Annotated in this window: 23 protein-coding genes and 1 tRNA gene; 5 read left to right on the top strand and 19 right to left on the bottom strand. The window is 66.7% G+C overall.

The genetic code is table 11. The features are described 5' to 3' along the window. Positions 1-111: 111 nt before the first annotated feature. Positions 112-1,062, bottom strand: coding sequence for an NADP-dependent oxidoreductase (locus ACXN5W_RS03145; RefSeq protein ID WP_473156602.1), 951 nt, complete (start codon positions 1,060-1,062; stop codon positions 112-114). Positions 1,063-1,332: 270 nt separating this feature from the next. Continuing rightward, the gene (locus ACXN5W_RS03140; protein WP_473156601.1) at positions 1,333-1,824 is read right to left on the bottom strand and encodes a hypothetical protein; all 492 of its coding nucleotides are present in this window, start codon (positions 1,822-1,824) and stop codon (positions 1,333-1,335) included. 150 nt (positions 1,825-1,974) lie between these two features. Between ACXN5W_RS03140 and ACXN5W_RS03135 the strand changes: the two genes are divergently transcribed. Next, complete coding sequence (locus tag ACXN5W_RS03135; RefSeq protein WP_473156600.1) at positions 1,975-2,112, top strand: hypothetical protein; 138 nt, start codon at positions 1,975-1,977, stop codon at positions 2,110-2,112. Positions 2,113-2,722: 610 nt separating this feature from the next. Here ACXN5W_RS03135 and ACXN5W_RS03130 read toward each other — a convergent pair. Genes ACXN5W_RS03130 through ACXN5W_RS03120 form a run of 3 tightly spaced genes read right to left on the bottom strand, consistent with a single transcriptional unit; the run spans position 2,723 to position 6,106 of the window. Continuing rightward, a complete protein-coding gene (locus ACXN5W_RS03130; protein ID WP_473156599.1) occupies positions 2,723-4,159 on the bottom strand; it encodes a tyrosine-type recombinase/integrase in 1,437 nt (478 codons plus the stop codon). Further along, positions 4,156-4,344: a helix-turn-helix transcriptional regulator gene (locus tag ACXN5W_RS03125; protein WP_473156598.1), complete on the bottom strand. Its 189-nt coding sequence runs from the start codon at positions 4,342-4,344 to the stop codon at positions 4,156-4,158. The genes ACXN5W_RS03130 and ACXN5W_RS03125 overlap by 4 nt, the downstream gene beginning before the upstream one ends. Next, positions 4,337-6,106, bottom strand: a complete 1,770-nt coding sequence (locus ACXN5W_RS03120; protein WP_473156597.1) for a replication initiator — start codon at positions 6,104-6,106, stop codon at positions 4,337-4,339. Before ACXN5W_RS03120 ends, ACXN5W_RS03125 begins: the two co-directional genes overlap by 8 nt. Positions 6,107-6,213: 107 nt before the next feature. Here ACXN5W_RS03120 and ACXN5W_RS03115 point away from each other — a divergent pair, with 107 nt between their 5' ends. Next, on the top strand, positions 6,214-6,567 hold the full coding sequence (locus tag ACXN5W_RS03115; protein ID WP_473156596.1) for a hypothetical protein: 354 nt from the start codon (positions 6,214-6,216) through the stop codon (positions 6,565-6,567). An 11-nt stretch (positions 6,568-6,578) separates the two neighbouring features. On the opposite strand, the gene ACXN5W_RS03110 is transcribed toward ACXN5W_RS03115, so the two are convergent. From ACXN5W_RS03110 to ACXN5W_RS03095, 4 genes are all read right to left on the bottom strand, one after another. Beyond that, positions 6,579-7,151, bottom strand: coding sequence for a DUF2637 domain-containing protein (locus ACXN5W_RS03110; RefSeq protein WP_473156595.1), 573 nt, complete (start codon positions 7,149-7,151; stop codon positions 6,579-6,581). Positions 7,152-7,154: 3 nt separating this feature from the next. Further along, positions 7,155-7,406 (bottom strand): hypothetical protein, encoded by a 252-nt coding sequence (locus ACXN5W_RS03105; RefSeq protein ID WP_473156594.1) that lies wholly within the window; start codon positions 7,404-7,406, stop codon positions 7,155-7,157. Then, positions 7,403-9,037: an FtsK/SpoIIIE domain-containing protein gene (locus ACXN5W_RS03100; protein WP_473156593.1), complete on the bottom strand. Its 1,635-nt coding sequence runs from the start codon at positions 9,035-9,037 to the stop codon at positions 7,403-7,405. Before ACXN5W_RS03100 ends, ACXN5W_RS03105 begins: the two co-directional genes overlap by 4 nt. Before the next feature lie 303 nt (positions 9,038-9,340). Beyond that, positions 9,341-9,745 carry a transcriptional regulator gene (locus ACXN5W_RS03095; RefSeq protein WP_473156592.1) on the bottom strand — a complete coding sequence of 135 codons (405 nt, stop codon included), beginning with the start codon at positions 9,743-9,745 and terminating at the stop codon, positions 9,341-9,343. Positions 9,746-10,333: 588 nt separating this feature from the next. Here ACXN5W_RS03095 and ACXN5W_RS03090 point away from each other — a divergent pair. Beyond that, positions 10,334-11,236, top strand: a complete 903-nt coding sequence (locus ACXN5W_RS03090) for a TIR domain-containing protein (RefSeq protein WP_473156591.1) — start codon at positions 10,334-10,336, stop codon at positions 11,234-11,236. A 1,188-nt stretch (positions 11,237-12,424) separates the two neighbouring features. On the opposite strand, the gene ACXN5W_RS03085 is transcribed toward ACXN5W_RS03090, so the two are convergent. From ACXN5W_RS03085 to ACXN5W_RS03065, 5 genes are read right to left on the bottom strand one after another with little or no spacing between them, the layout of a single operon-like run. Then, positions 12,425-13,183 carry a glycosyltransferase family 2 protein gene (locus ACXN5W_RS03085; protein WP_473156590.1) on the bottom strand — a complete coding sequence of 253 codons (759 nt, stop codon included), beginning with the start codon at positions 13,181-13,183 and terminating at the stop codon, positions 12,425-12,427. Next, positions 13,180-13,992: a GntR family transcriptional regulator gene (locus ACXN5W_RS03080; RefSeq protein WP_473156589.1), complete on the bottom strand. Its 813-nt coding sequence runs from the start codon at positions 13,990-13,992 to the stop codon at positions 13,180-13,182. Before ACXN5W_RS03080 ends, ACXN5W_RS03085 begins: the two co-directional genes overlap by 4 nt. Positions 13,993-14,041: 49 nt before the next feature. Further along, positions 14,042-14,368, bottom strand: a complete 327-nt coding sequence (locus ACXN5W_RS03075) for a hypothetical protein (RefSeq protein ID WP_473156588.1) — start codon at positions 14,366-14,368, stop codon at positions 14,042-14,044. Further along, a complete protein-coding gene (locus ACXN5W_RS03070; protein WP_473156587.1) occupies positions 14,355-14,708 on the bottom strand; it encodes a hypothetical protein in 354 nt (117 codons plus the stop codon). Before ACXN5W_RS03070 ends, ACXN5W_RS03075 begins: the two co-directional genes overlap by 14 nt. Beyond that, positions 14,705-14,929 carry a hypothetical protein gene (locus ACXN5W_RS03065; protein WP_473156586.1) on the bottom strand — a complete coding sequence of 75 codons (225 nt, stop codon included), beginning with the start codon at positions 14,927-14,929 and terminating at the stop codon, positions 14,705-14,707. The genes ACXN5W_RS03070 and ACXN5W_RS03065 overlap by 4 nt, the downstream gene beginning before the upstream one ends. Positions 14,930-15,276: 347 nt before the next feature. On the opposite strand from ACXN5W_RS03065, the gene ACXN5W_RS03060 reads away from it, so the two are divergent. After that, positions 15,277-16,029 (top strand): GntR family transcriptional regulator, encoded by a 753-nt coding sequence (locus tag ACXN5W_RS03060; RefSeq protein WP_473156585.1) that lies wholly within the window; start codon positions 15,277-15,279, stop codon positions 16,027-16,029. A 113-nt stretch (positions 16,030-16,142) separates the two neighbouring features. Here ACXN5W_RS03060 and ACXN5W_RS03055 read toward each other — a convergent pair whose 3' ends face one another. From ACXN5W_RS03055 to ACXN5W_RS03045, 3 genes are all read right to left on the bottom strand, one after another. Next, positions 16,143-17,057, bottom strand: a complete 915-nt coding sequence (locus ACXN5W_RS03055) for a DNA adenine methylase (RefSeq protein WP_473156685.1) — start codon at positions 17,055-17,057, stop codon at positions 16,143-16,145. Between the two features lie 2 nt (positions 17,058-17,059). Next, positions 17,060-18,580 (bottom strand): hypothetical protein, encoded by a 1,521-nt coding sequence (locus ACXN5W_RS03050; protein WP_473156584.1) that lies wholly within the window; start codon positions 18,578-18,580, stop codon positions 17,060-17,062. 914 nt (positions 18,581-19,494) lie between these two features. After that, positions 19,495-19,578, bottom strand: a tRNA-Tyr gene (locus ACXN5W_RS03045). Positions 19,579-19,763: 185 nt separating this feature from the next. Here ACXN5W_RS03045 and ACXN5W_RS03040 point away from each other — a divergent pair. Next, positions 19,764-20,258 (top strand): YajQ family cyclic di-GMP-binding protein, encoded by a 495-nt coding sequence (locus tag ACXN5W_RS03040; RefSeq protein ID WP_473156583.1) that lies wholly within the window; start codon positions 19,764-19,766, stop codon positions 20,256-20,258. 267 nt (positions 20,259-20,525) lie between these two features. Here ACXN5W_RS03040 and ACXN5W_RS03035 read toward each other — a convergent pair whose 3' ends face one another. Both ACXN5W_RS03035 and htpX read right to left on the bottom strand, forming a co-directional pair. Then, positions 20,526-21,797: an MFS transporter gene (locus tag ACXN5W_RS03035; RefSeq protein ID WP_473156582.1), complete on the bottom strand. Its 1,272-nt coding sequence runs from the start codon at positions 21,795-21,797 to the stop codon at positions 20,526-20,528. A gap of 175 nt (positions 21,798-21,972) precedes the next feature. After that, entirely contained in the window at positions 21,973-22,854 is an 882-nt protein-coding gene (gene htpX / locus ACXN5W_RS03030; protein ID WP_473156581.1) for a zinc metalloprotease HtpX, read from the bottom strand. Between the last annotated feature and the right edge of the window lie 70 nt (positions 22,855-22,924).

Raw genomic sequence — 22,924 nt, 5'->3', positions numbered from 1 at the left:
CCGCAGCATGTCCGCCACGCCGGTCTGTGGATCCACCGTGACCGGCAGCTTCCAGAGGCGGACCGGGACGCTCATCCGGAGGCCCGCCGTGCGGGCCCGGACGAACCGGTACTAGTCAGCCACGTGGATGACGACCTTGCCGCGCCGCTTGGCCGTGTCGAGCACCTCGTAGCCCGAGCGTGTCTCGCGCAGCGGCAGCACACGGTCAAGCACCGGCCTCAACCGGCCGTTGTCGACGAACTCGGCGATGGACCGCAGCGCACTCCGGTCGGGCTCGACGATGAAGTACGTCCCACGAACGCCATGCCGGGCCGCTTCCTGCTCATCCGGAGGCGTGGAGAGGCTGACCAGAACCCCGCCCGGGTTCAGGACCGACCAGGATCGGGACTGCGTGACTCCGCCGACAAGATCAACGACCACGTCCACCTCCCGAACGTGATCCTCGAAGCGGTCGTGCGCGTAGTCGATGACCCGCTCGGCACCCAGACCCCTGACGAAGTCCAGGTCGGCCGCCCCGGCCGTGGCGCTCACCCGGGCACCCAGGACGGCCGCGAGTTGCACCACGAAGATCCCCACGCCGCCGGCGCCACCGTGCACCAGCACGTGCTGACCAGCCCGCAGGTCAGCATGGTCCACCAGGGCCTGCCAGGCGCTCAGCGCGGCCAGCGGGAGCGACGCGGCATGATCATGATCAACGGTGCCGGGTTTGGCCGCCAGGACATCCGCCGGCACCACGACGTACTCGGCCGCCGCGCCGTCCAGGGTGAACGGGATCAGGCCATAGACCGCCTCCCCGCCGGTGGGGCCCTCCACCCCCGCCCCGGACGCCACGACGACTCCGGAGAACTCGTGCGACGGGATGATCGGAGTGCGCTCGGGTCCGGTCCCATCGATGCTGTCCGTCCAGGTTGCCGGCCAGGTGAGCTCATGGGGCGTTATGGAAGCGGCCTTCACGGCCACCAACGCCTCACCCGGCCCCGGCTCGGGTCGCGGCGCCTCCTCGTACACGAGTTGCTCCGGCCCGCCCCTGGCGTGGGCCCGTACGGCATGCATCATGCGCATCCGACTGCCGCTCCTTCCCGACCGCGTCCAACCACCCCGCCGGCCGCCCCCGGGTTGAGCCGCGACCGCCCTCCGCATTATCCGGCGATTCGGCAGCCGCCGACCGGACTTCCGGCACCCATCCCCCGCTTCGGCGCGGAACCGTGCCGGCTCGGGGCCCGCCAGGAGATGGCGGTCGGTCACGGCCACCTCGGATGCCACGGCGGCGCTAAGCGCTGTCGCCGGTGGAACCCGCCCACTCCCAGGCTGGGTGCCCCCGCACATATCTGGTCAGCCACTACGAGCGGTCGGGTCTGGAAGACCGGGCCTCGTTGCGTCCTCGTGCATGGCCGAGGACAGGTCCCCCAACGCCTGGTGGACGGCCCATACGTCTCGCAGACCGCAGCCGTAGCCGCTGATCGCTGAGATCACTGCCGTCGCCTGAGTCCCGATCTCGCTTCCGCCGAGGATGACCACCTCGTCGTAACACTTGCTCAGCTCGTCCATCGCCGCGGCGAACGGCGTTCCCACCTCATAGCGCCCCGTGTACGTGACCCCATCCGGCGGCGGCGGAAGAGACTTTTCATCCATCGGCGCAGCGGCCCCGGACGCAAGCAGAGACATCGCATCCTGGAAGGCGGCTCGCGCCAGGTGCAGGAACCTGACGGAGACCAGCCGCTTCTCAGCCGCCAAGGCCACCGTCACACTGATCGTTCCCTGCGTCCGCACTGCTTCAAGCTGATGCCGGCGGCTGGAGTGCGCGGTCCAGACCGTTCCGGCCACTCCAACGACACCCACCGCAGCGGTTGCGATCGGCCCCAACCATTCCAGCGCATCCAGCCATCCTCACCAGGGATGCAAGACGCGGGCTGTCCGTGACTGGTCACGGTCCCGGTGACCGGTACGTCCCGACGACCGGCCAGCCGATCCCGCATGCCGAAGTGGGCCGGGCGCAGCGGGTACGTCCCGATTCGGGTGCTCCACGCCGCGGTCTACTACGGCTTCTCCCGCGCGCTGAACGCCACCTTCACCGCCCGCGAGGTCTTCGCCACGCGTGACGAACCGGCGTAACCCGACTGCCGCATCTCTTCCACTGGGCCCAGCAATCTGTCGGCTCCGCCTGAGCAGTCCGAAATTGAGCTGATCTCAGCGACACGTCTGTGCCACAGCCAGCGAGATCGAGCGGGCTTGAGCAGAACTGATGGGACTCATCGAAGAGGCCCCTGACCGGCGTTAACGCTGGTCAGGGGCCTCTTTACGCACCTGGTGGCGGGTAGAGGATTCGAACCTCTGAAGCTTTCGCGACGGATTTACAGGGCGTCAGCGATCATGCCCGGCTCAGCGCCGCTGACCTGCCGTTTCTCTACACCGCGTTGACACTGAGCGGCCAACCGCCCACCATCTGCCCACGCCCGCAACCTTCCAATACAGACCTTACCTTCGCGGGTTTTTTTTGAGCAGTGATGACATGGACACCACCGCTCCGAGCTGCGAGCGCACCGAGAAAGGCCGAAGCACCTAGCATCCAAACGTGCGGGTCTCTGCCAGAGGCGTTGGGGACTGCGAGCCCAGCCGTCACCGCAGCCGCCCCCGTCAGTAGGGCCGACGTCAGCCAGAAGGCGGCTCGACGAGACTTCAGCACGTCCGCCAGTTTGGCATGCCAGAGCCAGTTCATCCCCTATCATCCGAGCGCGTCGCCGATCTTGTCGTTGTTGGTGGCTTCTCCCCCGTCGATGCAGTTGGCGTACACCCGGAGCAGCACCGCGACGCCGTGGCCCAGGCGCCGGGCGACCTCGGTCGGCGGCACCCCAGCGTTCAGCCACAGCGACGCCGCCGCGTGCCGCAGGTCATACGGCCGGCGGACCAGCGGCGAGACGACCTGCGATTCGGTCAACGCCCGCTGCCGGGCGAGCTTCCACCACCGGTCGTACACCGACTCGGACAGCGGTCCGCCGTGCAGGCCGCGGAAGAACCGGCCATCCGGCGCCAGCCCATGGTGCTCGACGTGCGCGGCCAGCAGTTCGACGAGCCGGGGCGGGATCGGGACGGTCCGGGTTTCCTGCCGCGCCCGGTGCTTGAGCCCGCGCCGCTCGTGCGAGCCGCCATCGTCGGTCCAGTGCGACCCGGCGCGCGGCGCGGTCCCGGCGAGCACCAGCCGACCCCAGCGGTGTTCGATCTTCTCGTGCCCGCAGGACCGGGACGGGCGTACCGCCGCCAGGTCGTCGAAGTCGGCGCCGCAGTCCAGGCACCGGCCGGGTAGGTCGCAGTCCTCCCGGCGTAGGTCGGCAGCCTCGGCGGGTCGCATGCCCGCGTAGTACAGGCAGCCGAAGAAGGCGGTGACCTTGTCGGCCCGGTTGCCGAGAGATTTCACCGCCTCCAACAGCGCGGCGACCTGGGCGGGATGCGCTACCACCCGCCGGTCGATGGACTGAGCAACCTCGGGCGCCGTCCACTGCACCCGGTCGACCGGGTTGGCGGTCAACAGACCCAGCTCGACGGCGTACCCGAGGACGTTGTAGAAGGTGGCCCGCTTCCGTTGGATGGTGGAGGCCGCCGCGGGCTTGCCGTCGAGGCGTACGCACAGGCTGTCGAGCACCCGGCGGACCATGGCCGGCGAGTCCAGCTCGACGACCGGCAGCGACTCCTTCTCCAGCCAGGCCAGCGCCGCCGCGTGTTCGGCCGGGATCTCCGCCGACCAGCGGCGCGGGTTGAGGCCGTATATATACAGCGCCTCCCGCAGCAGGTCGGTCGCCGGCCGGCCGCGCCGGGTCGGTCGGGTGAGGGTCACGGTGATCGAGGTCAGCGCCTCCACGATCGAGCGCCGGGTCTTGGCCGCCGCCCGGGGCCACTTCGTCTGGACGTACGCGCGGCTGTGCGCGTACCAGGTGGTCGGGTTGGTGGCGCGGACCTGGCTCGCCGGTCGGCCACTGGCCTGGTCGAAGGGCTCCCCCGCGTTGGCCGCCTGGACCAGGTCGGCCCGGAACGAGTGCGCCAGGGCCTTGGTCCGGAACATCTCCTCGTACCGGCGGCCGGCGACCGCCCAGCGGACCCGCCAGGGCCGGGCCTTCCGGTCAGCGCGCTTCCCTACGTCCCAGATCTGGACCTCGTAGCTCCTCATGCGGCGTCCCGTTCCAGGTCGCCCAGCCACCGGGCCAACGCGGACCGGCGGACCCGCAGTTGCCCGTTGGGCAGCTTGATCGCCCGGGGCGCCTTGCCGGTCTGCCGCCACAGGTACCAGGTGGAGCGGGGTACCCGGAGTTCGGCCAACACCTCGTCAACGGTCAGAAGATCATCGCTAGCCATCGTGCCTCCCCGTGGCGGTTAGCGGATCGGTTGCCGAAAGATCTCGGGATTCGTGCGCCGCCCGGTCCTTGGCGGCGAGGAGCTCGGAGCGCCACCGGGCTCGTTCGCTGATCGAGCGCAGCAGCCGGTGCGCGAGCGGCGGTACGTCCTCGTCGTCGGGTCGGGCGAGTTCCCAGGCGTGGGTGACCCGGCCGGCGGTGTCGCCCTGGGCGTCGACGGGTTCGGTGGTGGCCGCGTCGATGGTGACGCCGAGTAGAGCGCGGACCCAGGCGCGGGCGTCGTGTTTGTGGTCGGCGAGGGTCTTACCGGACCAGTCGCGGGAGATGAGGATGCGCCGGCCGCCGATACCGAGGGTGTCGCGTTGGTGGACCTTCCCCTTGCAGCGGCCGGGCTTGAGCTTGGCGTGCGCCCTCTTCGGCTGGACACCGTAGAGCAGCCAGTTGGCGCACCGGTCCGTGCAGGGCGTGACCCGGAGCTGCTGCCAGAGCCGGTCGAGGTGGGCGCGTTGCCGGTCGCTGGTCGGCTTGTGGCAGTCGCTGGCCTGCTTGGTGATGTATTTGGTGATGTAGCGGACGGTCCGGGCCGCGTCCTCGGTGCCGGGCATGACGCCGCGGGCGTCGACCTGGGCGCCGAAGCGCACGACGTGGACGGGTTCGGCGTCGTCGTCCTGGTCGATGGCGTCGAGGGCTTCGGTCCAGGTCGGCAGTGCCCGCCGGGTGTCGGGATCGACCCAGGCCGCAGCGTCGGCGTCCCAGACGGGCAGCCGATCGAGGGGGTACGCCTGGACGTCGGTGGCTGGCCACCACACCTGGTGGTACGTGGCGGCGGCGACGGTACGGAGGATGTCGCGTGGGATGGTGCCCCGGATGGCGAAGTGCGCGTGTGGGGCGAGTCGGCGTTGTGGCTCGACGCAGCCGGCGTACTGGACGTTCCATCCTTCGCACCGTCTGAGGTTCTGCCAGAACCGGTCGAGCAGTCGGGGGAAGTGGACGGCGTCCCAGGCGGCGCGGCGGTAGTCGTACCGGTCGGGGTTGACCGGGGTGCCGTCGGGGCGCACCGGGCCGTAGGAGTCGAGGGTGAGGGTCAGCCACATCGATGGCCGGTAGGTGTGGCCGTCGGGTGCGGTGTAGGTGCGCCCGACGGTGCGCGGGTCGACCTTGCGGCGCGGCAGGTCGGGAGCATCCTGCCGGCGCCGGGTCGACCGCTTGCGGCGCCGGCCGGTGTCCTCGTCGTCCTGGTCCTCATCGCCGTTGGTGTGTGGCGGAGCCACCCGGCCGCGGAGTCCTTCGGCGGCGATCATTTCCTCGACTTCGCGGATGGCTTCGTCGAGGTCGGCGACCTGGTCCCACTGGCTGGCGCGGACCGCCTCGTCGCGGCCGAACTCGAAGTGCGCCCGCAGCAGGATCAACGCCTTCTGGTCGTCGGTGGCCGGCTCGGGCGCGGGTACGGGTTCGTCGGTGCGGTGCCAGCCGTCGCGGATCTGCACCTGCCGCAGCCTGCGGTTCCGCTTGGCGCACGGCGGACACTTGTCCTCCCGAGTGGCGCCGCAGGGCAGATCGATCACCTCGGTCTGCCCGGTATGCAGGTCGGTACGGCGCATGGCCAGCGGTCGGACGCAGACGCCGTACTCGGTGGCGATGTCCTTGAGCACGTCGACCGAGCGGGGCAGCGCCATCCGAGCCGCCCGGGAACCCGGCCGAGGCACATCCGCAGCTGGGGTCGGGGCGGTCGGTTCGAGGCCGGGCAGGGTCGGCGCAGTCATCGGGCCACCTCCCGGACCGACCGATGGCCGCCGGATAACTCGTGGAGAAGCCAACCGGGTCGCCGGTACCGTCCGGGATCAACCCTTCCGGACTTGGCGAGGTCACCATGAGCAGCGACGGCGGTACGACGGTTCTGTGGCGCCCGACCGGGCCGCAGGAGCTGGATTTCGTCCGCGAGTCGGGGTGGCGCAAGTGGCCGCCGCGCCTGCCGGACCAGCCGATCTTCTATCCGGTCCTCAACGAGGACTACGCGATCAAGATCGCCCGGGACTGGAACGTTCCCGCGTCCGGTGTTGGCTACGTGACCCGCTTCCGGGTCGAGTCGGAGTTCCTGAGCCGGTACCCGGTCCAGCAGGTCGGCGGCAGCACCATCCTGGAGTTGTGGGTGCCGGCCGAGGAACTGGACGAGTTCAACGCGCACATCGTCGGCCTGATCGAGGTGGTACACGAGTTCCGGTAGCGGCCGGAGCCTCATCGAGCACCCCCGACGGGTCGGACAACGCCGAGAGGAGGTAGCACGGTGGACGATCCGGCCCGCACCGGTACGGGTACGGCTGGAGGTGCCGGCCGGATGTCGATTACCGGTTCGCCCGGCATCGGGTCGGGGTCGACCACGACGGGCGACGGCGCGGTACCCGTCGTGGTCGGCGCTGTGTCGGTCAGAGCTGAGCCAGGTCGGTTTCCGGAGAGCACGACCTTGACTAGAGCGAGGAACGCCAGGGACGGTACGGCCGCGACGGTCCAGCCCCACACTGAGTGTTCCGCCTCGGCGACCTGGGCTGCCAGGGAGAGTAGGGCGAAGGCGGCGAGCAGGGTGGCGACGAGTCGGACCGGGCGGTCGGTGCGGCGTCGGGCGCGGATTTCCAGGCCGAGGTAGATGGCCATGAGTTCGACGGCGACGGCGTTGGCCCAGCCGATCCAGTCGGGTTGGCCGTGGGCGACGGTCAGGTCGTGGACGTGGGTGAATGCGGCGGCGCCGGCCATCCCTGCGATGGCGAGCAGGATGAGCACCCGGGCGGCGGTCTCGGCTCGATTGTGGGTCATCGGTCACCTCCGGTCGGGGCGGATGGTGGTGCGGACGTGGTCGGGTGGGTCGCCGAGGGAGGCGACGGCTTCGGACAGGCAGCGCCACAGCGCCCACGCCTCATCCGGGGTGAGATACATGCGACGCCGGCCGGCACCGACGGCGAGGTAGACCGGGAACGGGTCGGGCCGGTCGGGGTCGACCCGGACAGAGATGGCGGTGTCGGCGCCTGTGAGTCCTGGGACGCGCAGCCGGTAGAACCGGCGGCCGGTCACGGCCGTTCTCCCCGCTCACGGTCGACCCCGTCCCGGTGAGGCTTGTCCCGGTCGGGTCTGTCGCGGTCGAGGAGGTTCAGCAGCGAGTCCGGCAGCAGTGGCCCGAGCGCCGGGCGTGGCTTCGGCATCCGTGCCGGTTCGGTGGCGGTTTCCCGGCCGACCTGGGCGAGGATGTCGGCGGCATTGCCCGGGGCCGGGTACCGCCGGGCCATGTCTCGGATGTCGTCGTCGGTGATGTAGGAGAACCGGACCCGTAGCGGGTCGGGGGTGCCGTCGAGGATGACGTAGCCGACGCCTTTGGCCCAGCGCGGCATCTGGTCGGCGAGGGCACCGCGGTTGCGGGCGCCGTCGCCGAGGATCATGTCCACCTGTGCTGACTCGGTGAGGCCGAGTGCGATGCGGGTCGGGAACAGGTCCCGGAACGGCAGCACTTCCTTGCGCGGGTCCTGCAACGCGGCCACCACCAGGACGCCGACCCCGGCACCCTGCGACAGCAGCACCCCCAGCGATCCGGCGATCCGCTTCCGCAGTTCGACGTCTTGCAGGTACGCCGTCAACGCCGCCATCTCGTCAATGACCACCACAATTAGTGGGTCATCCTCGGTCGGCGTATGGACCCGCACGGCCCCGGCGAGTCGGGTTTGGCGTTCCCGCAGCACGGTCACGGCCTCGTCGAGCAGGTCGGCCATGGCCTCGAACGACTTGCAGGCGAACCGGGCGAACATCGGCCGGCCGAGGGCGAACTCCATCCCGCCCTTGGGATCGATCACCCACAACCGGACCAGCCCCGAGGCCACCCCGGCGCCGAGCGCCCGGACCAGCGACCACAGCACCGAGCCCTTACCGCGCCGCGTGGCACCGCCCACCAGGACGTGTGTGGCGAGCAGGAACAGCGACCAGGTACGCAGGTCTTCCCGCCGAGCCAGCGGCAACGCGGTGAAGTCCGGCACCGCCGGCACCGGGAACGGCGGCACCGTGGTCCGCAACGCATCCGTCCGCACCAACGCCAGGTAGACCACCGTCGGCCGGTCCCGGTACCGCCACCGATCCACCATGCCCAGCAGCAGCGGCCAATAGCCGGTACGGATCGGCGGATCAGCCGGACGCTCGGAGTAGACCCGGGCGTGCCGCCGGCCGAAGGCGTACGCCAGGTTCGCGGTGGCCCTCTGGAACTGCTCTGGCGTCTGGCCCCGGACCATGCGGATGGTCAGCACGTCGAGCGCCTGGTCTGACCGGACCCGCAGGAGTTCCGGCAGGATCTTGCGATGCTCGTAGGTGTCGGCCAGCCCGCACAGGGTCATCGCCTCGCGCCAGACCCGCCGGTACACGAACATCCGCCGCAACGACCCCAGCACCGGCCCGGCCAGCCAGGTCCACCACGACGACTCATCCCGCCACCGCCACAGCGCCGACCCCGCCGCCAGTAGGACCACGGGCACCACGACGCCGGACCAGCCGTACGCGGCGTAAAGCCAGGTGGCGAGCGCCGCCGTGCCGGTGACGACGGGATGCCGAACGCACCAGCGGACCGCCCGCCAGGACCAGCGCAGCAGCAGACCGGCCACCACCAGCCAGACCGGCAACTCGAACCGCTTGGGCCGGATCACCAGCAGATCCCCGGCGGTGGTCATCACGACCTCACCGCGAGGCCGCCGGATCACCTGGCACCCCGCAGGGACACGAACCGACCCGACGAGTCCCGAACCGGCGGCAGCGGAAGCAGGAGCTGCCCGGCACAACAGCCGCAACGGCCATCACCGTCGCCGCCCGCCGGGTCGAAGCGGACCCGACACGTCACGCACCGGGGCCGGGTGCGGGCAGCCGGACGCTTACGCTTGGACATGTCACTACCTCTCTCCTTGCGAGTAGGGGGAAGACAGAGGGCGGGGCTGCCGTCCGCCAAGACCTGACAGCCCCGCCCGCACCTGATGCGGCTACGCCGCTGGCTTCTGCTTGCTCGTGTTCACGCCCGCCGGGGCGCGCATCCCGGTCGCCCGCAGCGAGTACGCCATCCGACCGTTGTTCGCCACATACGGCGTGACGGTCATCCCGTCGAACTCCACCGCCTCGAACGGCGTGCCCGTCGGCGGCACCGGCTGGTAGTCGGCCGAGATCTTGACCGTGGTCTCCCGGGACCGCTTGCCCAGCTCGGGATCCAGGTCCATGACCCGGACCTGCCACACCCGCTGGCCAGTCACCTTGTCCTTGGCCGGCGAACGCCGACCGGTCTTCTCGTCGTAGTCCTCCACCTCGCCCAGCGAGTCCGGGACCAACGCGCACCCTGCCGGGAACACGTCCTCACACCGGACCGAGAACCTCGTCCCACCCCTCAGAGCCATCGCGCAACCTCCAGCTTGTAGACCTGTCTGCCAAGTTGTACTGAGCACGGTAAACCCAACTTGGCAGACAAGTCAACGGAGTCAGCGCACGAGCTTCACATCGGTCGCAGACAGCCGCTTGCTGTCGGAAGCGGGAAACCGCTTAGCATCTGGTAGGCAGCGCCACCATGGAGTCGTAACCCTGAACCGAAGGTACTGGGTGCGGGACGCCGGCAGACAGGTACTTGCGATCAGCTATAAGCAATTCCCGGATTCGGCCGATTAGGCTCTATTCCGGTGATGAGTCCCGGGCTCGCTGGCAGCGCAGACTCAGCTGATCCAGTCGGATATCGGACTGGACGAGCTGAGCCGCCCCGCCTCGCTCGTCGTCCGAGTGAGGAGCGGCACGTGAGTCAGCAGATTGGGACCCTTCTGGGCGGTCTACTCGTTGCTACAACAGCAATCGGTGCCAGAGCTCTGATTCGTTGCACGATCCAAATCGCCGCTTTTAGCCGTTCCATTTTTGGGCGGAGTGTCGCAGACTGTACCCAACATCGCCAAGCCATGCCCGTCCGCACTACGACTTGTACGACTCGCGAAGGAGACGGAATGCCATACCATGTTCAGCTTTCCATGCGCGGCAGTACGGCTCCTATCATTTATCTTGATCTGACGGAAGAAACCGTCTGGCGGAGTGTGGTGGAACCGTACCAGCGGAGCTCAGAAATTTATCTCAATGGCTCTACAGCTAGGACCGGCGAAATAGCGCGAGTGAAGATAACTTTTACTGATATAGCTTCGGACGAAATTTTGGCCGCAATCGATTCGCAAGGCGGCATGTTAATCCAGGATTGGCCGGGGCGTGCCCGGCGCGTTGTAGACGCAGGACGAGAGGTAACCAACCGGTTTGTCTCCGGCCCGCCCGGCTCTGACCGCCTTTCGCACGGGGATGCGAGCCACTATGCCGATACTAGCAAAGTGTTCTTAGTAAGGGGCGTTTGGAAAGAGGCAGCAGATGCTATGTCGGATTTCCTGCGATCCCTCAGGCTGCACGTGATCGAATGGGACGATGCCGTACTTATGACCAAGAAGGGAAGCCAGTACCCCGCAGAGATCCTCGATGCAGGATTTAGTATGTGCCATGTCATCGTTGTCTTCATGACCCCTGACGACCTAGTCGCACTCCATCCAGTCCTCGATACACGATCGGCACGCCGTCAGTTGAAAGGGCAGCCACGGCCAAATGTAATTTTTGAAGCCGGAATGGCGTGGCAACGAGACAGAGACAGAACTCTCATCATCGAATATGGAGACCTTGAAATAATGAGCAACTTAAAAGGAGTCGACCGAGTCAATTTTGATGGAAGCTCTAGAGCTCGAAAAGCTATCTCTTCTCGACTAAAGGTGATGGGATCGGCCGTATATGACGACGGCCAACAATGGCTAGATGCCGGAAACTTTCCTTCACTTGAGCGAGTATCGGCGCAGGATTTCAGCTTGGCCCAGAAGTAACTTTTCACCGTGATGAGCGACCCGAAGGACGCGGACAGAACGCGTACTGCAGTCGGGGTCGCTGAAGTCCTACTTGGGTGGGTCGAGCGATGGGAAAGGCGGATGCAGGTCCGGCCCGATGATGAAGTACCTAACAGGTCTCGGCGCATGCTGGTGACGGACCTTGCAAGGGCGTCCGAACTCCTAGGAGAGGCTCATGACATTCAGGAGTTCATTGTTGAAATCTCCGCCCTTCATCGCCCATTGTTAATCGTCGACGCAACCGAGCAAGTAGAATCGGTTAGGCGACATTTATGCGTCGCCTACAACATAGACAGCAGGACTCTTAGGCCACGGAAAGGACTGGCGCCGTCGAGGCGGCCGACGAGATCCGACCCAGGTATAACTGCTCGTCTGCCAAGCAATACTGATGACTCGAATCGATCATAACCCTACTCAAGACACCTCACCAGCAGAATCTAGGGGCGAATAAGAGCCAAGAGCCGCTCTTGCTCGCGCCTCAAGTATGCGAACGAATCACGAATGTAATCTACGTACTCTTGGCCTGGATGCGGTATGAGCGCCCCTCCGGCGTTAGCCTCGAGAGCTCCCGCTCCCGCTAAAATTACTTCGTACACTGACACATGTGCACAAAATTCCAAGAGAGGCGATGGTACGTCACCTTCTATTAGTAGATCAGCGTTCCCTACTATGACGTCTCTCATCTTGATGTTCGCTGGCATCAGCGCGTGCTGCATCCAGGGAGCCCACCTTTCCGAGCCGGTCAAAGATTGCGCGGCGTCGGCTGACCTTTGGGTTCTAGGCGGCAATCCTGAGTCACGTAGAGCCCGCCAAAGACGTTCGTTCGTGTTGACCAGCGCAAACAGCGGACCATAGAGTTCGCGAAGCTGACGATTTACTCTTTCAAGGAGCACTCGACGGATCTCGAACTGTTGCTGATTCCGCCTATTAAGCAGGAATCCGAGAACCGCCACAACCACACTTGCACTTGCGGTAATTACCGCCGCGGTCATCGGCCGACCCCCACTGCCTTGAGCGCAGAGGCCACACGATACGGCACTGCGCATCGCCTTTGTCAAAACGGTGCGTTGATGCAGACCTATAGCTATAAATCGGATACTACAACACGCATCAGAGACAAATCAAGGTATCGTGTCGATGGCCAGAGAATTAATCTCCCTTGAGACATCAACCGCAAAAATTCTCAGGAAAGAGCAATTCCAGCCACTTTGCCCGCTCTTCGATGATCTTTATGCGGGCACCATGTTCGGCGGGTTCGCGATGGGTCACTTGACCGGTCATCTGTCCGGGCCATTTGCGGTCGAGGAGGCCGGGTTCGGGGGTGAACCAGCCGTCGGTGATGACGCTGGCGGCCAGGAGCAGACCCGTGTCCTCCGAGGCTGGCAGGGCCATCCAGCCGCCCAGGGCTAGGAGCAGGCTCCGACGCATGCACAACGTGGCCGGGTGGACGGGTGCTCTGTAGTCGTGGGCTTTCCAAAAGGTGAGGACTTCGCCGCGGGTGATGCGCCCGGCGGGTGGGTCCATGTCGAAGCCAACGGTCTGGCCATCGGGCATGAGGTCCAGGACGCGGGATGTTGCCCATCCGACGTCGGGGTGTTCCTCCAAGGCCGCGATGTCCCGGGCAAGCGCATCGGGGGTGAGTTGGTCGTCAGCGTCCAGAACCTTTACGTACTCACCTTCGGCCCGCGCCAGCGCGAGAGTGCGGGCGACACCCGGGCCGCCGGGTCGACCGCTGCCTGCGCTGATCCGAGGGTCGGTGTCCGGGAGCTGGTCGACGAGGAGGTTGTTTTGGCCGTCTTCCTGGACGAGCCATTGCCAGTCCCACCCGTCGGGTAGTTCCTGCGCGGTCAGCGACTGGTATGCCTGGGCGAGGTAGCCGACGCTCGGTTTGTGGACGGGGGTGATGACCGAGACGAGTCGGGTCACGCCTTCCACCGCTTCAACACAGTGGTGTAGACCAGTTCGGTCCGGTCGCCGGGTAGGACGATGTCGGCGACCTCGACGACCTGGCCGTTGATGTCGGTGGAGATCTTGCGGACGGTCAGGACGGAGACGCCGGCTTCGATGTCGAGGAGTTCGGCTTCGTCTGGTGAGGGTGGTCGGGCGCGGATCTCGTCGGTGATCTGATCGACTTCGACACCGATGGTGTGCAGTTGGTGCATGGTGCCGCCGGGCCAGGGTTCATTCTCCTGATCCAGCAGGTCCGGGTTCTTCGCCACCAGGTCGTACGGCAGGTATGAGTAGGAGATGGACAGTGGGGCGCTTTCGTGGCGGGAGCTGGTCCAGTACACCCGCCGCAACAACCGCGTGCCGATCGGCAGGTTGAACACGCTCGCCATGTCCTCGTCGGCGTCCACGCTGGTGTATTCGGCGTGGAACTTGAGGTCATCGACGGTCAGGCCGGTGTCGTGTTCCGTGCCCCCGGAGCGGCGGCGTTCGACCTCGCTGGCCAGGGCGCGGTCTTTCTCCCACTGGTACCGCTCGGTGTTGCGACGCCGCACCCGCTGCCGGGGCGCGCGGACATAGGTGCCCCGGCCCTGCTCGGCGCGCACGAGGCCCCACTCGCGCAACTGGCGGATGGCGTTCCGGACCGAGGTGCGGGACAGGCCGGAGGTGTCGGCCAGCTCGGTTTCGCTGGGCATGGCCGAACCTTGCGGGAGTTCCCCGGACACGATGCGGGCGCGTAGCTCCTCGGCCAGTTGCAGGTAACGCGGTCGCCAGTCCCGGGGGATCACGCCGGTAACGCTACCGCCTAGACGTTGATACGTCTGCCGGGTGGTCCGGTCAGGCACCGTCGGACCGGGCCGTAGCCCGTCGGGCGGTACGGGTCTCCCGCAGGATCTCGTGCCCGCGTGCCAGGTCGAGCAGGAACCGGCCCGTCTGCTCGACTGTCAGGATGATGCTCTGCGTCGGCCCGTACCGGGTGGTGTCGACCCGCAGCATCGGTTCCCGACGGCGGAACCGGTCCAAGACAATGTTCAGGCTGATCCACCCCCCGCCCTCGCAGCCAATGGTGGTCAGGACGGTGCGGTGCATCGGATCGTCCGGGCCGCAGCCCTCGCACCAGGGCGGGCACTGTCCCCCGGCCGGCTGCTGGTCACTGCTGGTCATCTGCGGCCTCCTGCGCGGGTGGGGTGTAGCCGGCGTCGGCGCACAGCCGGTCCAGGCCACGGGCGAGCCGCCAGGCGTCGGACAGCCGCAACTCGGCCGCGCCAGCGATCCGATTCGCCCCGGCAGCGTGCAGACCGACCAGGGGTGGTTGACCGTGCGAGCCGACCAGGTGGACCACCACCAGGCCCGCACCCCGTACCGCGCCCAGGCGCATGGCGGTGCCGACGTGCCGGCGGGGCATGTGGGACATGATCGGCGGTACGAGGTAGCCGCAGCGCCGCCGGTCACACCACACCGGATGATCCGTGGCCCGCCCGGGTGGTTGCGGTCGGCGGGTCACCGGGTCCACCGCCCGCCGTTGCCCCGGTGCGCTTGGGCGAGGGTGAGCAGGGGCGCGTACCGCAGGTTCGGCAGCTTCACCGTCGGCCCGTCAGCCCAGCGCGGCCGGCCGGCGGGGGTGGGTTTTCCGGTCGCGGCGTGCCGGCCGGGGGTGCGGGTGGTGCGGCGCTTCCAGGGCCACCAGGACCGGAGTTCGTTGTGTCGGCGGTGGGAACGGATCATCGTCTTTACCTCGGCGACGGGTGAGGGGAACCGGTGGCCGACCGCCTGGGAGTACGCGAGCCGGCCACCGGTCCCTCGACGGCACGACGCCACACCGGTTGCGGGCAGTACGGGGCGGCGCCGTGCCGGGTCTGTGGGGCAGGTTGAGTCAGCGCCGCCGGCCGCTGCCGAAGGCGCGAAGGAACCGTTTGTGTGCGGCCGGGGCGGGTCTGGTGCCAACCCCTTGTCATCAGCCGTCCCCGACCGCCTTCAAAACGTACCTACAACTAGACGACTTGTCTATACATCTAGCGAGACGTGTGGCACGACGTGTGCCGGACCGGTTGAGAACCCGGCAGACAGGTACCGTGACCGATGTGCCAACCCCGCACAAGCAACCCCGCTACCGCGCCATCGCCGACGAACTCCGCCACCGCATCACCAGCGGAGCCATCCCGGCCGGCGCGCTCATCCCCTCCGAACCCGCCCTCATGCGCGAATACGGCGTAGCCCGCGGCACCATCCGCCAGGCTATCGCCCATCTACGCAACGACGGGTCAGTGGTCACCGAACATGGGCGCGGCACCTACGCCCGCCCCGCCACGACACGGCGAATCCTCCGGCCACACCGGTACGGCGCCACGGTCGCGCAGCCAGACCCCGACGGCTGGGAGGAAAAGGTCAGCACCGAGCAGCGCAGGGTACCCGCCACAGCAGAGATTGCCGCGCTGTTCAACGTCCCCGCCGGAACCATGCTTCTAGAGCACCGGGCGGTCGTCAGCGTCCACGGCGTCCCAGAGCACATGCTCACCTCGTATTACCTACTCAGCGACGTGGCCGGCGCATCGCTCTCCGCTTTGCATCGAGCGCCAGCCATCTCAGCGCACCTTGCCCTGCTCGACCAGCTCGGCCACACCGTGACCAATAGCGTTGAGGCTGTACGGTCGCGAATGCCCACAAACGACGAAGCGCGGACCCTCAGCCTTCCCGGCGGTATACCTGTCATCTGCGTCCGCCGCCGCACGTACGCTGACTCGCGGGTCGTGGAAGTCGCCCTAGACGTCGTACTGCCCGCGGACCGCACCGAATGGGAGTACGAAGCCTCGTTTCAAGGCCACTAGCGCGTAGCTACTGTGCCTACTCAAGGCGGCCTGACCCTCGGACCCGATGCAGTAGTGAACATTGGGCAATACAGCAACGTGAGGCATTGACGTGACGCTCGACGCGCCATCGGCTAGAACAAGGTAGCCGTCGCCTTGGCTGCATCGATAGCAGAAGACGCGATGCCGGCGGGCGATGAGACATCGGGCACAACGAGGTCCTCAGAGAAGAACATAGCCTCTGTGCCGTTGGGTGACTTTGAAGCACTGTAGCCAAGAATATACCGCAAGCTTTCACAGCCCGAATACATTGAAAGGATCTCCGGATTCGCATCATAAGATACGACCCACGGGCCCTTCATACTGCGGACTGTCCTACTAACCGTGAGGTGATCATCATGGCCGTAGAAATTGTCATACAGTCGCGATCCCTTTAGGTAGTACGGGGGGTCCAGGTAGTGGAGTGCCGTTCCGGCGCGACTAGTGCTGCCCTTCAGCAAAGCGACCGCATCCTGGTTGGTCACGGTCAATCGCGACGCGAAGCGCGCAACTTTCAGGATGCGAGAGCACAGGGATGCCTTATTGAATCGCGCGTCGATCTTCCAGTCCCCGCGCTGGTCGTTGCCTCCGATCACTCCTCCACGGGAGATAATGCCCGATCTGTTAGTTCGATTAAGAAAAAATGTGGCAAAGGCGAGATCCTCCGGTGTGGCATCCATATCGGCATAGACACGCTTTTGCCGTCGCCATTCCTCTAGGTTCAGGTTGACGGCTCTAATCCTTCGACACAAGGCATCCGGGTCATTGACCACCATGCGCCAGAATTGATATACGCCCTGGTTTAGGTCATTAATTTGTGCGTTGCTGACATAATCCTCGTACAGCAACGTCAGGGCAACACTGGCACCGCCAGCATACGGCTCGACATAATCAATCCCCGTAAGGTCGTTCTGCAGGATCAAGAGCTTGAGGAAGTTCGCCACCTTCCCCTTCCCACCTGGATAACGGAGGGGGGATGGGTATCGGGCTGCTGAGCCAACAGTCTCCATCTTCACTTGGCCCAAAGCGCAGTCATAAACGGCTCAATTTCGTCCCACGCGGTACGGATCTCGCTCGGAACCGGGTACGCCTTCGGGTTATGTACGTACTGATGTAGCGTGACAATGGAAGAGTTAAACATGCCATCGCTATTGGCGAACTTTTCTACGGCCCTTTCGAGCTGAGTCTCTATCTTCCCGTCTCGCTTCAAGTGGCTTGCTACGTCAACGAGCTTCTTTTTTAACTTGGCATTACGCCTATCCGCTTCGGCGATGAGGTTATGCTTCTCAATATAAGCGTCCGCACTCAGTTCGACGAAGACGCGGAATAGGACTGCGCAAGCATTGGAGAACTGGTCAACATCGAGCCTACAGAGTTCATGATACATGAGGTTGATTCGACGGTCGGTGATGTACAGGACGCAGCTTCTGGGAATGGTAGTAGCCCGTTTCTTGAGCGGCCTAACCCGACTCGGCCGCGGACTCGCAGTCCCTGCCAGTTGAGCTTGCTGCGATAGAGCGCCATCAGGCGTGGCTGAATTTCCTTGTCCATAGCCAGCGCTGGCGGAGCTTCCCACGCCAGACGACTGTGCGCCCACCTGTTGCCTCGGGCTCGGACCGGCACCTTCCTGCGGAGTACGCTGCATCGGCGCTGGCGAGGGTGTGGCTGCTTCGTGCGCGGACAGGGACACGAGCAACTGTCTTGCAGGCATCCTGGTTGCCAAGTCCGGCAATTCCTCGGGAGTAAGGGAAGCGAGGTATCTCAAGCGATCGTCTTCGTAGTAGACGTCTGTGACCTTGACGTCACCGGAGCGGAGATCGGCCACCAATTTGCCAAGACCCTTGAGCACCTCAGCGACCGGGAAGTTTGAGTACACCTTTCCGCCATCGATCTCGATGCCGAGCTGCTCACGAACTGCTGGCGTCGCTACGACACGTTCGAGGGTCGTGAAGATGCGCTTATCTCCCGGCTTGGCCGGATAGAATTGACTAACGAAGTCGATGATTTGGCCGGCAGGCTTGCGCTCATCCGGTTGACCATGACGAGTGCGGTATCTGTCTTGCTCGTTGGTATCCCACTCGACTAGCCCAACCCCACCATTAGCGCCTGTGTGTCGCAATTCGATCCAGTGCCGCGCATCCCCTTCGGCCTCGAAGATGGCGCATTGCACGGATGAAATGGGGTCCGCGCGGAACATCTCTGAGAGGTCAACCAAGCGCTTTCGACGAACGGGACTAAAGACCCCATCAATTATGGCGGGCGTATCTAGAACTTTCAGAGCGAGCAACCTGCGGTTGCCCTCGATCACTCTGAGCTTTGAACGAGGAGCCCCATCGGGAGTGACCGCTAGCAGTGCCGTTGGATCAAGCCCGTTTCTTACGATGTCATCGGCGATCTCTAGGAGCTGCGTGCCAAGCAGTTTAGCGAGTGCAAGCTGGGTCGCCTGTTGAGTTGCCTGCTCCTCGCCTAGCCGTGCGTTGGATTGGTCGAGGAGGAGTCGCGACACCGACACCAGCTGAAGCTTGTGCGCCACCGCTTCCACCCTTCGCACGACCGATGTACCGTACGTGACTCTATCGTGCTTGACGTCCGGTATCGAGCGTCCGATTCTTGGCCATGGCGCACTCTACTGGCAAATCCCGAGGTCGACCCACCCCTGCCGGCCGCACGCATCGCTGCATGTCGGGCCGCAGAGCTAGGTTGTCACGGAGCCAGCAGCGAGCGACCAGGCTCCCCGACGAGAGCTAACAGGTCGCCCCGTTCAATCAACAGCAACGGTTACAGCAACCGAGCGGGTAAGCCCGTTAGCGGAACCGTGCGGACAGTCGCTCGTGGTCACGGACGCGCACGGTCGAAGCCGGACGACCTGCACAGAGCTGTAAACAAGCCCTCAATGACGAACCGCCACCCTTGGTCGTCGGTTGCCGATTTGTTCTGTTCTGGATCAAGAGCGCCGCACACGGCGCGGCGCGCGGGCGGAGGACCGCCCGGCGGTGAGCCGCCCCGGACGCCTACGGCGCCGGGGCGGGAAGCCACCGAAATCCGCCGGGCAGCCGCCCGCGCACCACGCCCAGGACCAGGCCGCCACGAACGCCAGGGCCGAAGCCGAGCAACCGCAGTCACGAACGCGAAGACGGGGGCCGACTGCGAGGGCAGCCGCGGTGACACAGGCTGCCGCGCCAGTCCACACCCCGGACTGGCTTGCCCTCGGCCCACCGTCCCGGCAAAGGACGCCCCAGACGCCACCAGAACCGCCGAACGACCATGGGTCACGGGACACCCCGACCGGCCACACAGCCCGGAGACAAGTCCAGAGACCGGCTAGATCAACCTGCCCACTATCTGCCCACAACCAGCCGTAGACGGTCGGACACAGCCGGACCCAGCGAGATCAACGACAACGGCCCCCGATCAGCATTCCTGCTGTTCAGGGGCCGTTGTCGCACCTGGTGGCGGGTAGAGGATTCGAACCTCTGTAGCTTTCGCGACGGATTTACAGTCCGCTCCCATTGGCCGCTCGGGCAACCCGCCAGGGCGTGCCACCACGCTGTGCGCGGCGGCGGAAGCAAGGATAGCGGTTGTCCCCCGTCCCGGCGCAACCGGGTACCGTCGGCACGATGTGCCGCCTTCGGGTGGCACCGGGAACCGGGACCACCGAGGGTGGAACCGGGTCATCCAGGACACCGCAGAGACCGTCAGACCTCAGGAGCATGATCATGGCAGCGAACCCGTCGTTCGACATCGTGAGCAAGGTCGACCGGCAGGAGATGGACAACGCCCTGCGCCAGGCGGAGAAGGAGTTGGGTTCGCGCTTCGACTTCCGCGGTACCGGCGCCGAGATCTCCTGGGCCGGGGATGAGGCGATCACACTCCAGGCGGAGACAGAGGAACGGGCCAAGGCCGCGCTGGACGTCTTCAAGGAGAAGGTCGTCAAGCGGAACATCTCGCTGAAGTCTCTCGACTGCGGGGAGCCGCGCCAGTCCGGCAAGGTGTACCGGATCGACTGCAAGGTCATCCAGGGGATCGAGTCGGACAAGGCCAAGGCGATCAGCAAGAAGATCCGGGACGAGGGTCCGAAGGGCGTACAGGCGCAGATTCAGGGCGACCAGTTGCGGGTGACCGGCAAGAAGAAGGATGACCTCCAGGCCGTGATCGCGCTGCTGAAGGGCGCCGACTTCGGCGTGGCCCTCCAGTTCACCAACTACCGCTAGGCAGCGATCCGGCGGAGCTGGCCCAGCACCGTCGGCCGCCATCGCGCCGGCCCGCCCGGCCTGCGCGATGGCGTTCATTGGTACGTCAGCGACCTCATTCAGGCCGGATGAGGTCGCTGACGTAGCAGTGATCATGGGGTGGCGAGGGGGATCGGCAGGTGCGGGCCGTCAGGTCGGCTGTGTCCGATCAAGCGCCTCTGGTCGGGCCCGTCCGGACCTGGGTCCGTCCAGACCCGGGGGGCCGGGCGGACCCGGGGCCGCGTTCGGTCAGGCGCGGTCGGTGGCCAGCGGGCGCTCTGGGCGTACCAGTGGGGTGTTCTCGGCGCGGGCGATCGGGCCCGCCGGCCGCGACGCCACCCCGGCCGCGACGGCGACGGCGGTCGCGGCGACCAGGAAGGCCCACGGGACGCCGCCGGGCCGGTCGACGATGACCCCGGCGATCGCGCCGCCGGCCGCGCTACAGGCGACGGCCACGGTCACCACCCAGGTGTACGCCTCGTTCAGCATGCCGGGCGGGGCGATCCGGCCGACCAGGTTGGTCTCCAGGATGAGCGCGGGCGCGATGGCCGCACCGCCGAACACCAGCGCGACGCCCAACGCGAGCGGCCCAGGCATGAAGGCGAAGACCACGAAGGTGGCCGCTACCGCGCCGAGCAGCCAGCCGAACAGCCGGGCCATGCTCCGCGCCGGGCGGCGGGTGCCGAACCACAGCCCGCTGAGCGCGCTGCCGACGCCCCACACCCCGAGCAGCAACCCGGCCAGGCTCTCCCCGTTCCCGCCCGAGTGCGCGTCTGCGAAGGCCGGCACGGTGACCCCGGCGGCGCCGAACGCGATTCCGAGCCCGGCCACGCAGATCAGCAGCGCGGGGAACCCTGGGATCCGCAGCGGGCCGAGGCCCCTGGTCCGGGCGTCGGTGGGATGCGGTCGCCAGCCGCGCATGGCCCGGCCGAGGGCGACCGCGACCGTGCCGACCAGGGTCACCGCGGCGGCGCCGAGCAGCGCCGCGGCGGCGTCCGCGACCAGTACGAAGCCGGCGACCAGCAGCGGGCCGAGCACGAAGACGAGTTCGAACAGCGAGGTCTCGGCGGCGAGGGCGGCGTTGCGGAGCGCGGCCCGGCCGGTCCGGGGCTCGGTGAGCCCGTTCCAGGCTCCCCGGATGGCCGCGGTCAACGGCGGATAGGTGGCGCCGGCCAGTCCCGCGGCGGCATAGATCACGGGTACGGCGTCCGCGCCGCCCCGGCTGGCCAGCAGCAGACCCACCAGGGCCAGCGGATGGGCGACCGCCGTGACCAGCAGTACCGGGGTCGCCCCGGACCGGTCGGCGATCCGGCCGGCGATCGGGCTGAGCGCCGCCCCGGCCAGGGCGTAGGTGCCGCCCGCGACCGCGGCGACCGAGTAGCGGCCGGTGACGTGCTCGACGACCAGCAGCAGCGCCAGCGGGGTCATCCCGATGCCGAGCCGGCCGATGATGCCGGTGACCAGCAGCATGGGTGCGCCGGGGATCCGCCACACCTCGAGGTACGGGCGGAACGCGGCCACGAGGGGACCTCCCGGGTAAGGATCGGACAATCTTCCGACCCTAACGCCGTCGTCGCGCCGGGGTCAGCCGGATTTCACCTGCGCCGACGGTGCGCCCGATCACAGCCGCCCCGGTCTGCCGGGTCCCGACCGGCGCCGAAACCGTGCGATCCGGGGCCGACGCCGCAGCTTGGCCTCAGCGCAGGTACTGGATCGGGCCGGAGTTGGAAGCCAGTTCCTCCAGCCGACGGACCCGCTCCTCCATCGGCGGGTGGGTGGAGAACAGCGCCGCCAGACCGCCACCCCGGAACGGGTTGTCGATCATCAGGTGCGCGGTGCTGGTGAGCTGGCGGTCGGCCGGCAGCGGCAGTTGCTGCGTACCCATGTGGATCTTCCGGAGCGCGCTGGCCAGGGCCAGCGGGTCGCGGGTGAGGCTCGCGCCGGAGGCGTCCGCCTGGTATTCCCGGCTGCGGCTGATCGCCAGCTGGATGACCATCGCGGCGATCGGGCCGAGGATCAGCATGGCCAGCAGCACCGCCGGGTTCGGCGAGTCGTCGTCGTCCCCGCCGCCGAGCGGGATGAACCACATCAGCTGCGCCAGCGCGGTGATGATCCCGGCCAGCCCGCCGGCCACGCTGGAGATCAGGATGTCCCGGTTGTACACGTGTGACAGCTCGTGACCGATGACGCCACGCAACTCGCGGTAGTCGAGGATCTGGGTGATGCCCTGCGTCACGCAGACAGCCGCGTTCGCCGGGTTCCGACCGGTGGCGAAGGCGTTCGGTTGCATCGTCGGGCTCACGTACAGCCTGGGTATCGGCTGGTTCGCCGCCGTCGCCAGCTCGCGGACCATCTGGTACAGGGCCGGGAACTCGGCCTCGCTGACCGGCTGCGCACCCATGGACCGCAGCGCCAGTTTGTCCGAGAAGAAGTAGCTCACGCCGTTCATCACCAGCGAGATGAGCACGGCGATGACCAGGCCGGCGCTTCCGCCGAACCAGTAGCCGACGCCGAGGATCAGGGCGGTGAGCAGGCCGAGCAAAGCGGCCGTCTTCAGACCGTTTCGGTGGCTGTGCACGATCACTCCTTCGGTGCGCGGATCCAAGCCGACCCGCTGACCGGTACAACGCTCCCGGTACCCCGTCATC

The sequence above is a fragment of the Plantactinospora sp. A48 genome (assembly GCF_055793945.1).
Note: the sequence above shows the minus strand (reverse complement) of the source record. Positions and strands in the feature narration are given on the sequence as shown.

What these genes read in the sequence shown, in the direction of transcription:
- ACXN5W_RS03090 (WP_473156591.1), top strand. Translation starts at nt 10,334, where the DNA reads ATGCCATACCATGTTCAGCTTTCCATGCGCGGCAGTACGGCTCCTATC.
- ACXN5W_RS03040 (WP_473156583.1), top strand. Translation starts at nt 19,764, where the DNA reads ATGGCAGCGAACCCGTCGTTCGACATCGTGAGCAAGGTCGACCGGCAG.
- ACXN5W_RS03120 (WP_473156597.1), bottom strand. Translation starts at nt 6,106, where the DNA reads ATGACTGCGCCGACCCTGCCCGGCCTCGAACCGACCGCCCCGACCCCA.
- ACXN5W_RS03100 (WP_473156593.1), bottom strand. Translation starts at nt 9,037, where the DNA reads ATGACCACCGCCGGGGATCTGCTGGTGATCCGGCCCAAGCGGTTCGAG.
- ACXN5W_RS03095 (WP_473156592.1), bottom strand. Translation starts at nt 9,745, where the DNA reads ATGGCTCTGAGGGGTGGGACGAGGTTCTCGGTCCGGTGTGAGGACGTG.
- ACXN5W_RS03145 (WP_473156602.1), bottom strand. Translation starts at nt 1,062, where the DNA reads ATGCGCATGATGCATGCCGTACGGGCCCACGCCAGGGGCGGGCCGGAG.
- ACXN5W_RS03115 (WP_473156596.1), top strand. Translation starts at nt 6,214, where the DNA reads ATGAGCAGCGACGGCGGTACGACGGTTCTGTGGCGCCCGACCGGGCCG.
- ACXN5W_RS03110 (WP_473156595.1), bottom strand. Translation starts at nt 7,151, where the DNA reads ATGACCCACAATCGAGCCGAGACCGCCGCCCGGGTGCTCATCCTGCTC.
- ACXN5W_RS03125 (WP_473156598.1), bottom strand. Translation starts at nt 4,344, where the DNA reads ATGGCTAGCGATGATCTTCTGACCGTTGACGAGGTGTTGGCCGAACTC.
- ACXN5W_RS03130 (WP_473156599.1), bottom strand. Translation starts at nt 4,159, where the DNA reads ATGAGGAGCTACGAGGTCCAGATCTGGGACGTAGGGAAGCGCGCTGAC.
- ACXN5W_RS03075 (WP_473156588.1), bottom strand. Translation starts at nt 14,368, where the DNA reads ATGACCAGCAGTGACCAGCAGCCGGCCGGGGGACAGTGCCCGCCCTGG.
- ACXN5W_RS03065 (WP_473156586.1), bottom strand. Translation starts at nt 14,929, where the DNA reads ATGATCCGTTCCCACCGCCGACACAACGAACTCCGGTCCTGGTGGCCC.
- ACXN5W_RS03135 (WP_473156600.1), top strand. Translation starts at nt 1,975, where the DNA reads ATGCCGAAGTGGGCCGGGCGCAGCGGGTACGTCCCGATTCGGGTGCTC.
- ACXN5W_RS03055 (WP_473156685.1), bottom strand. Translation starts at nt 17,057, where the DNA reads ATGGAGACTGTTGGCTCAGCAGCCCGATACCCATCCCCCCTCCGTTAT.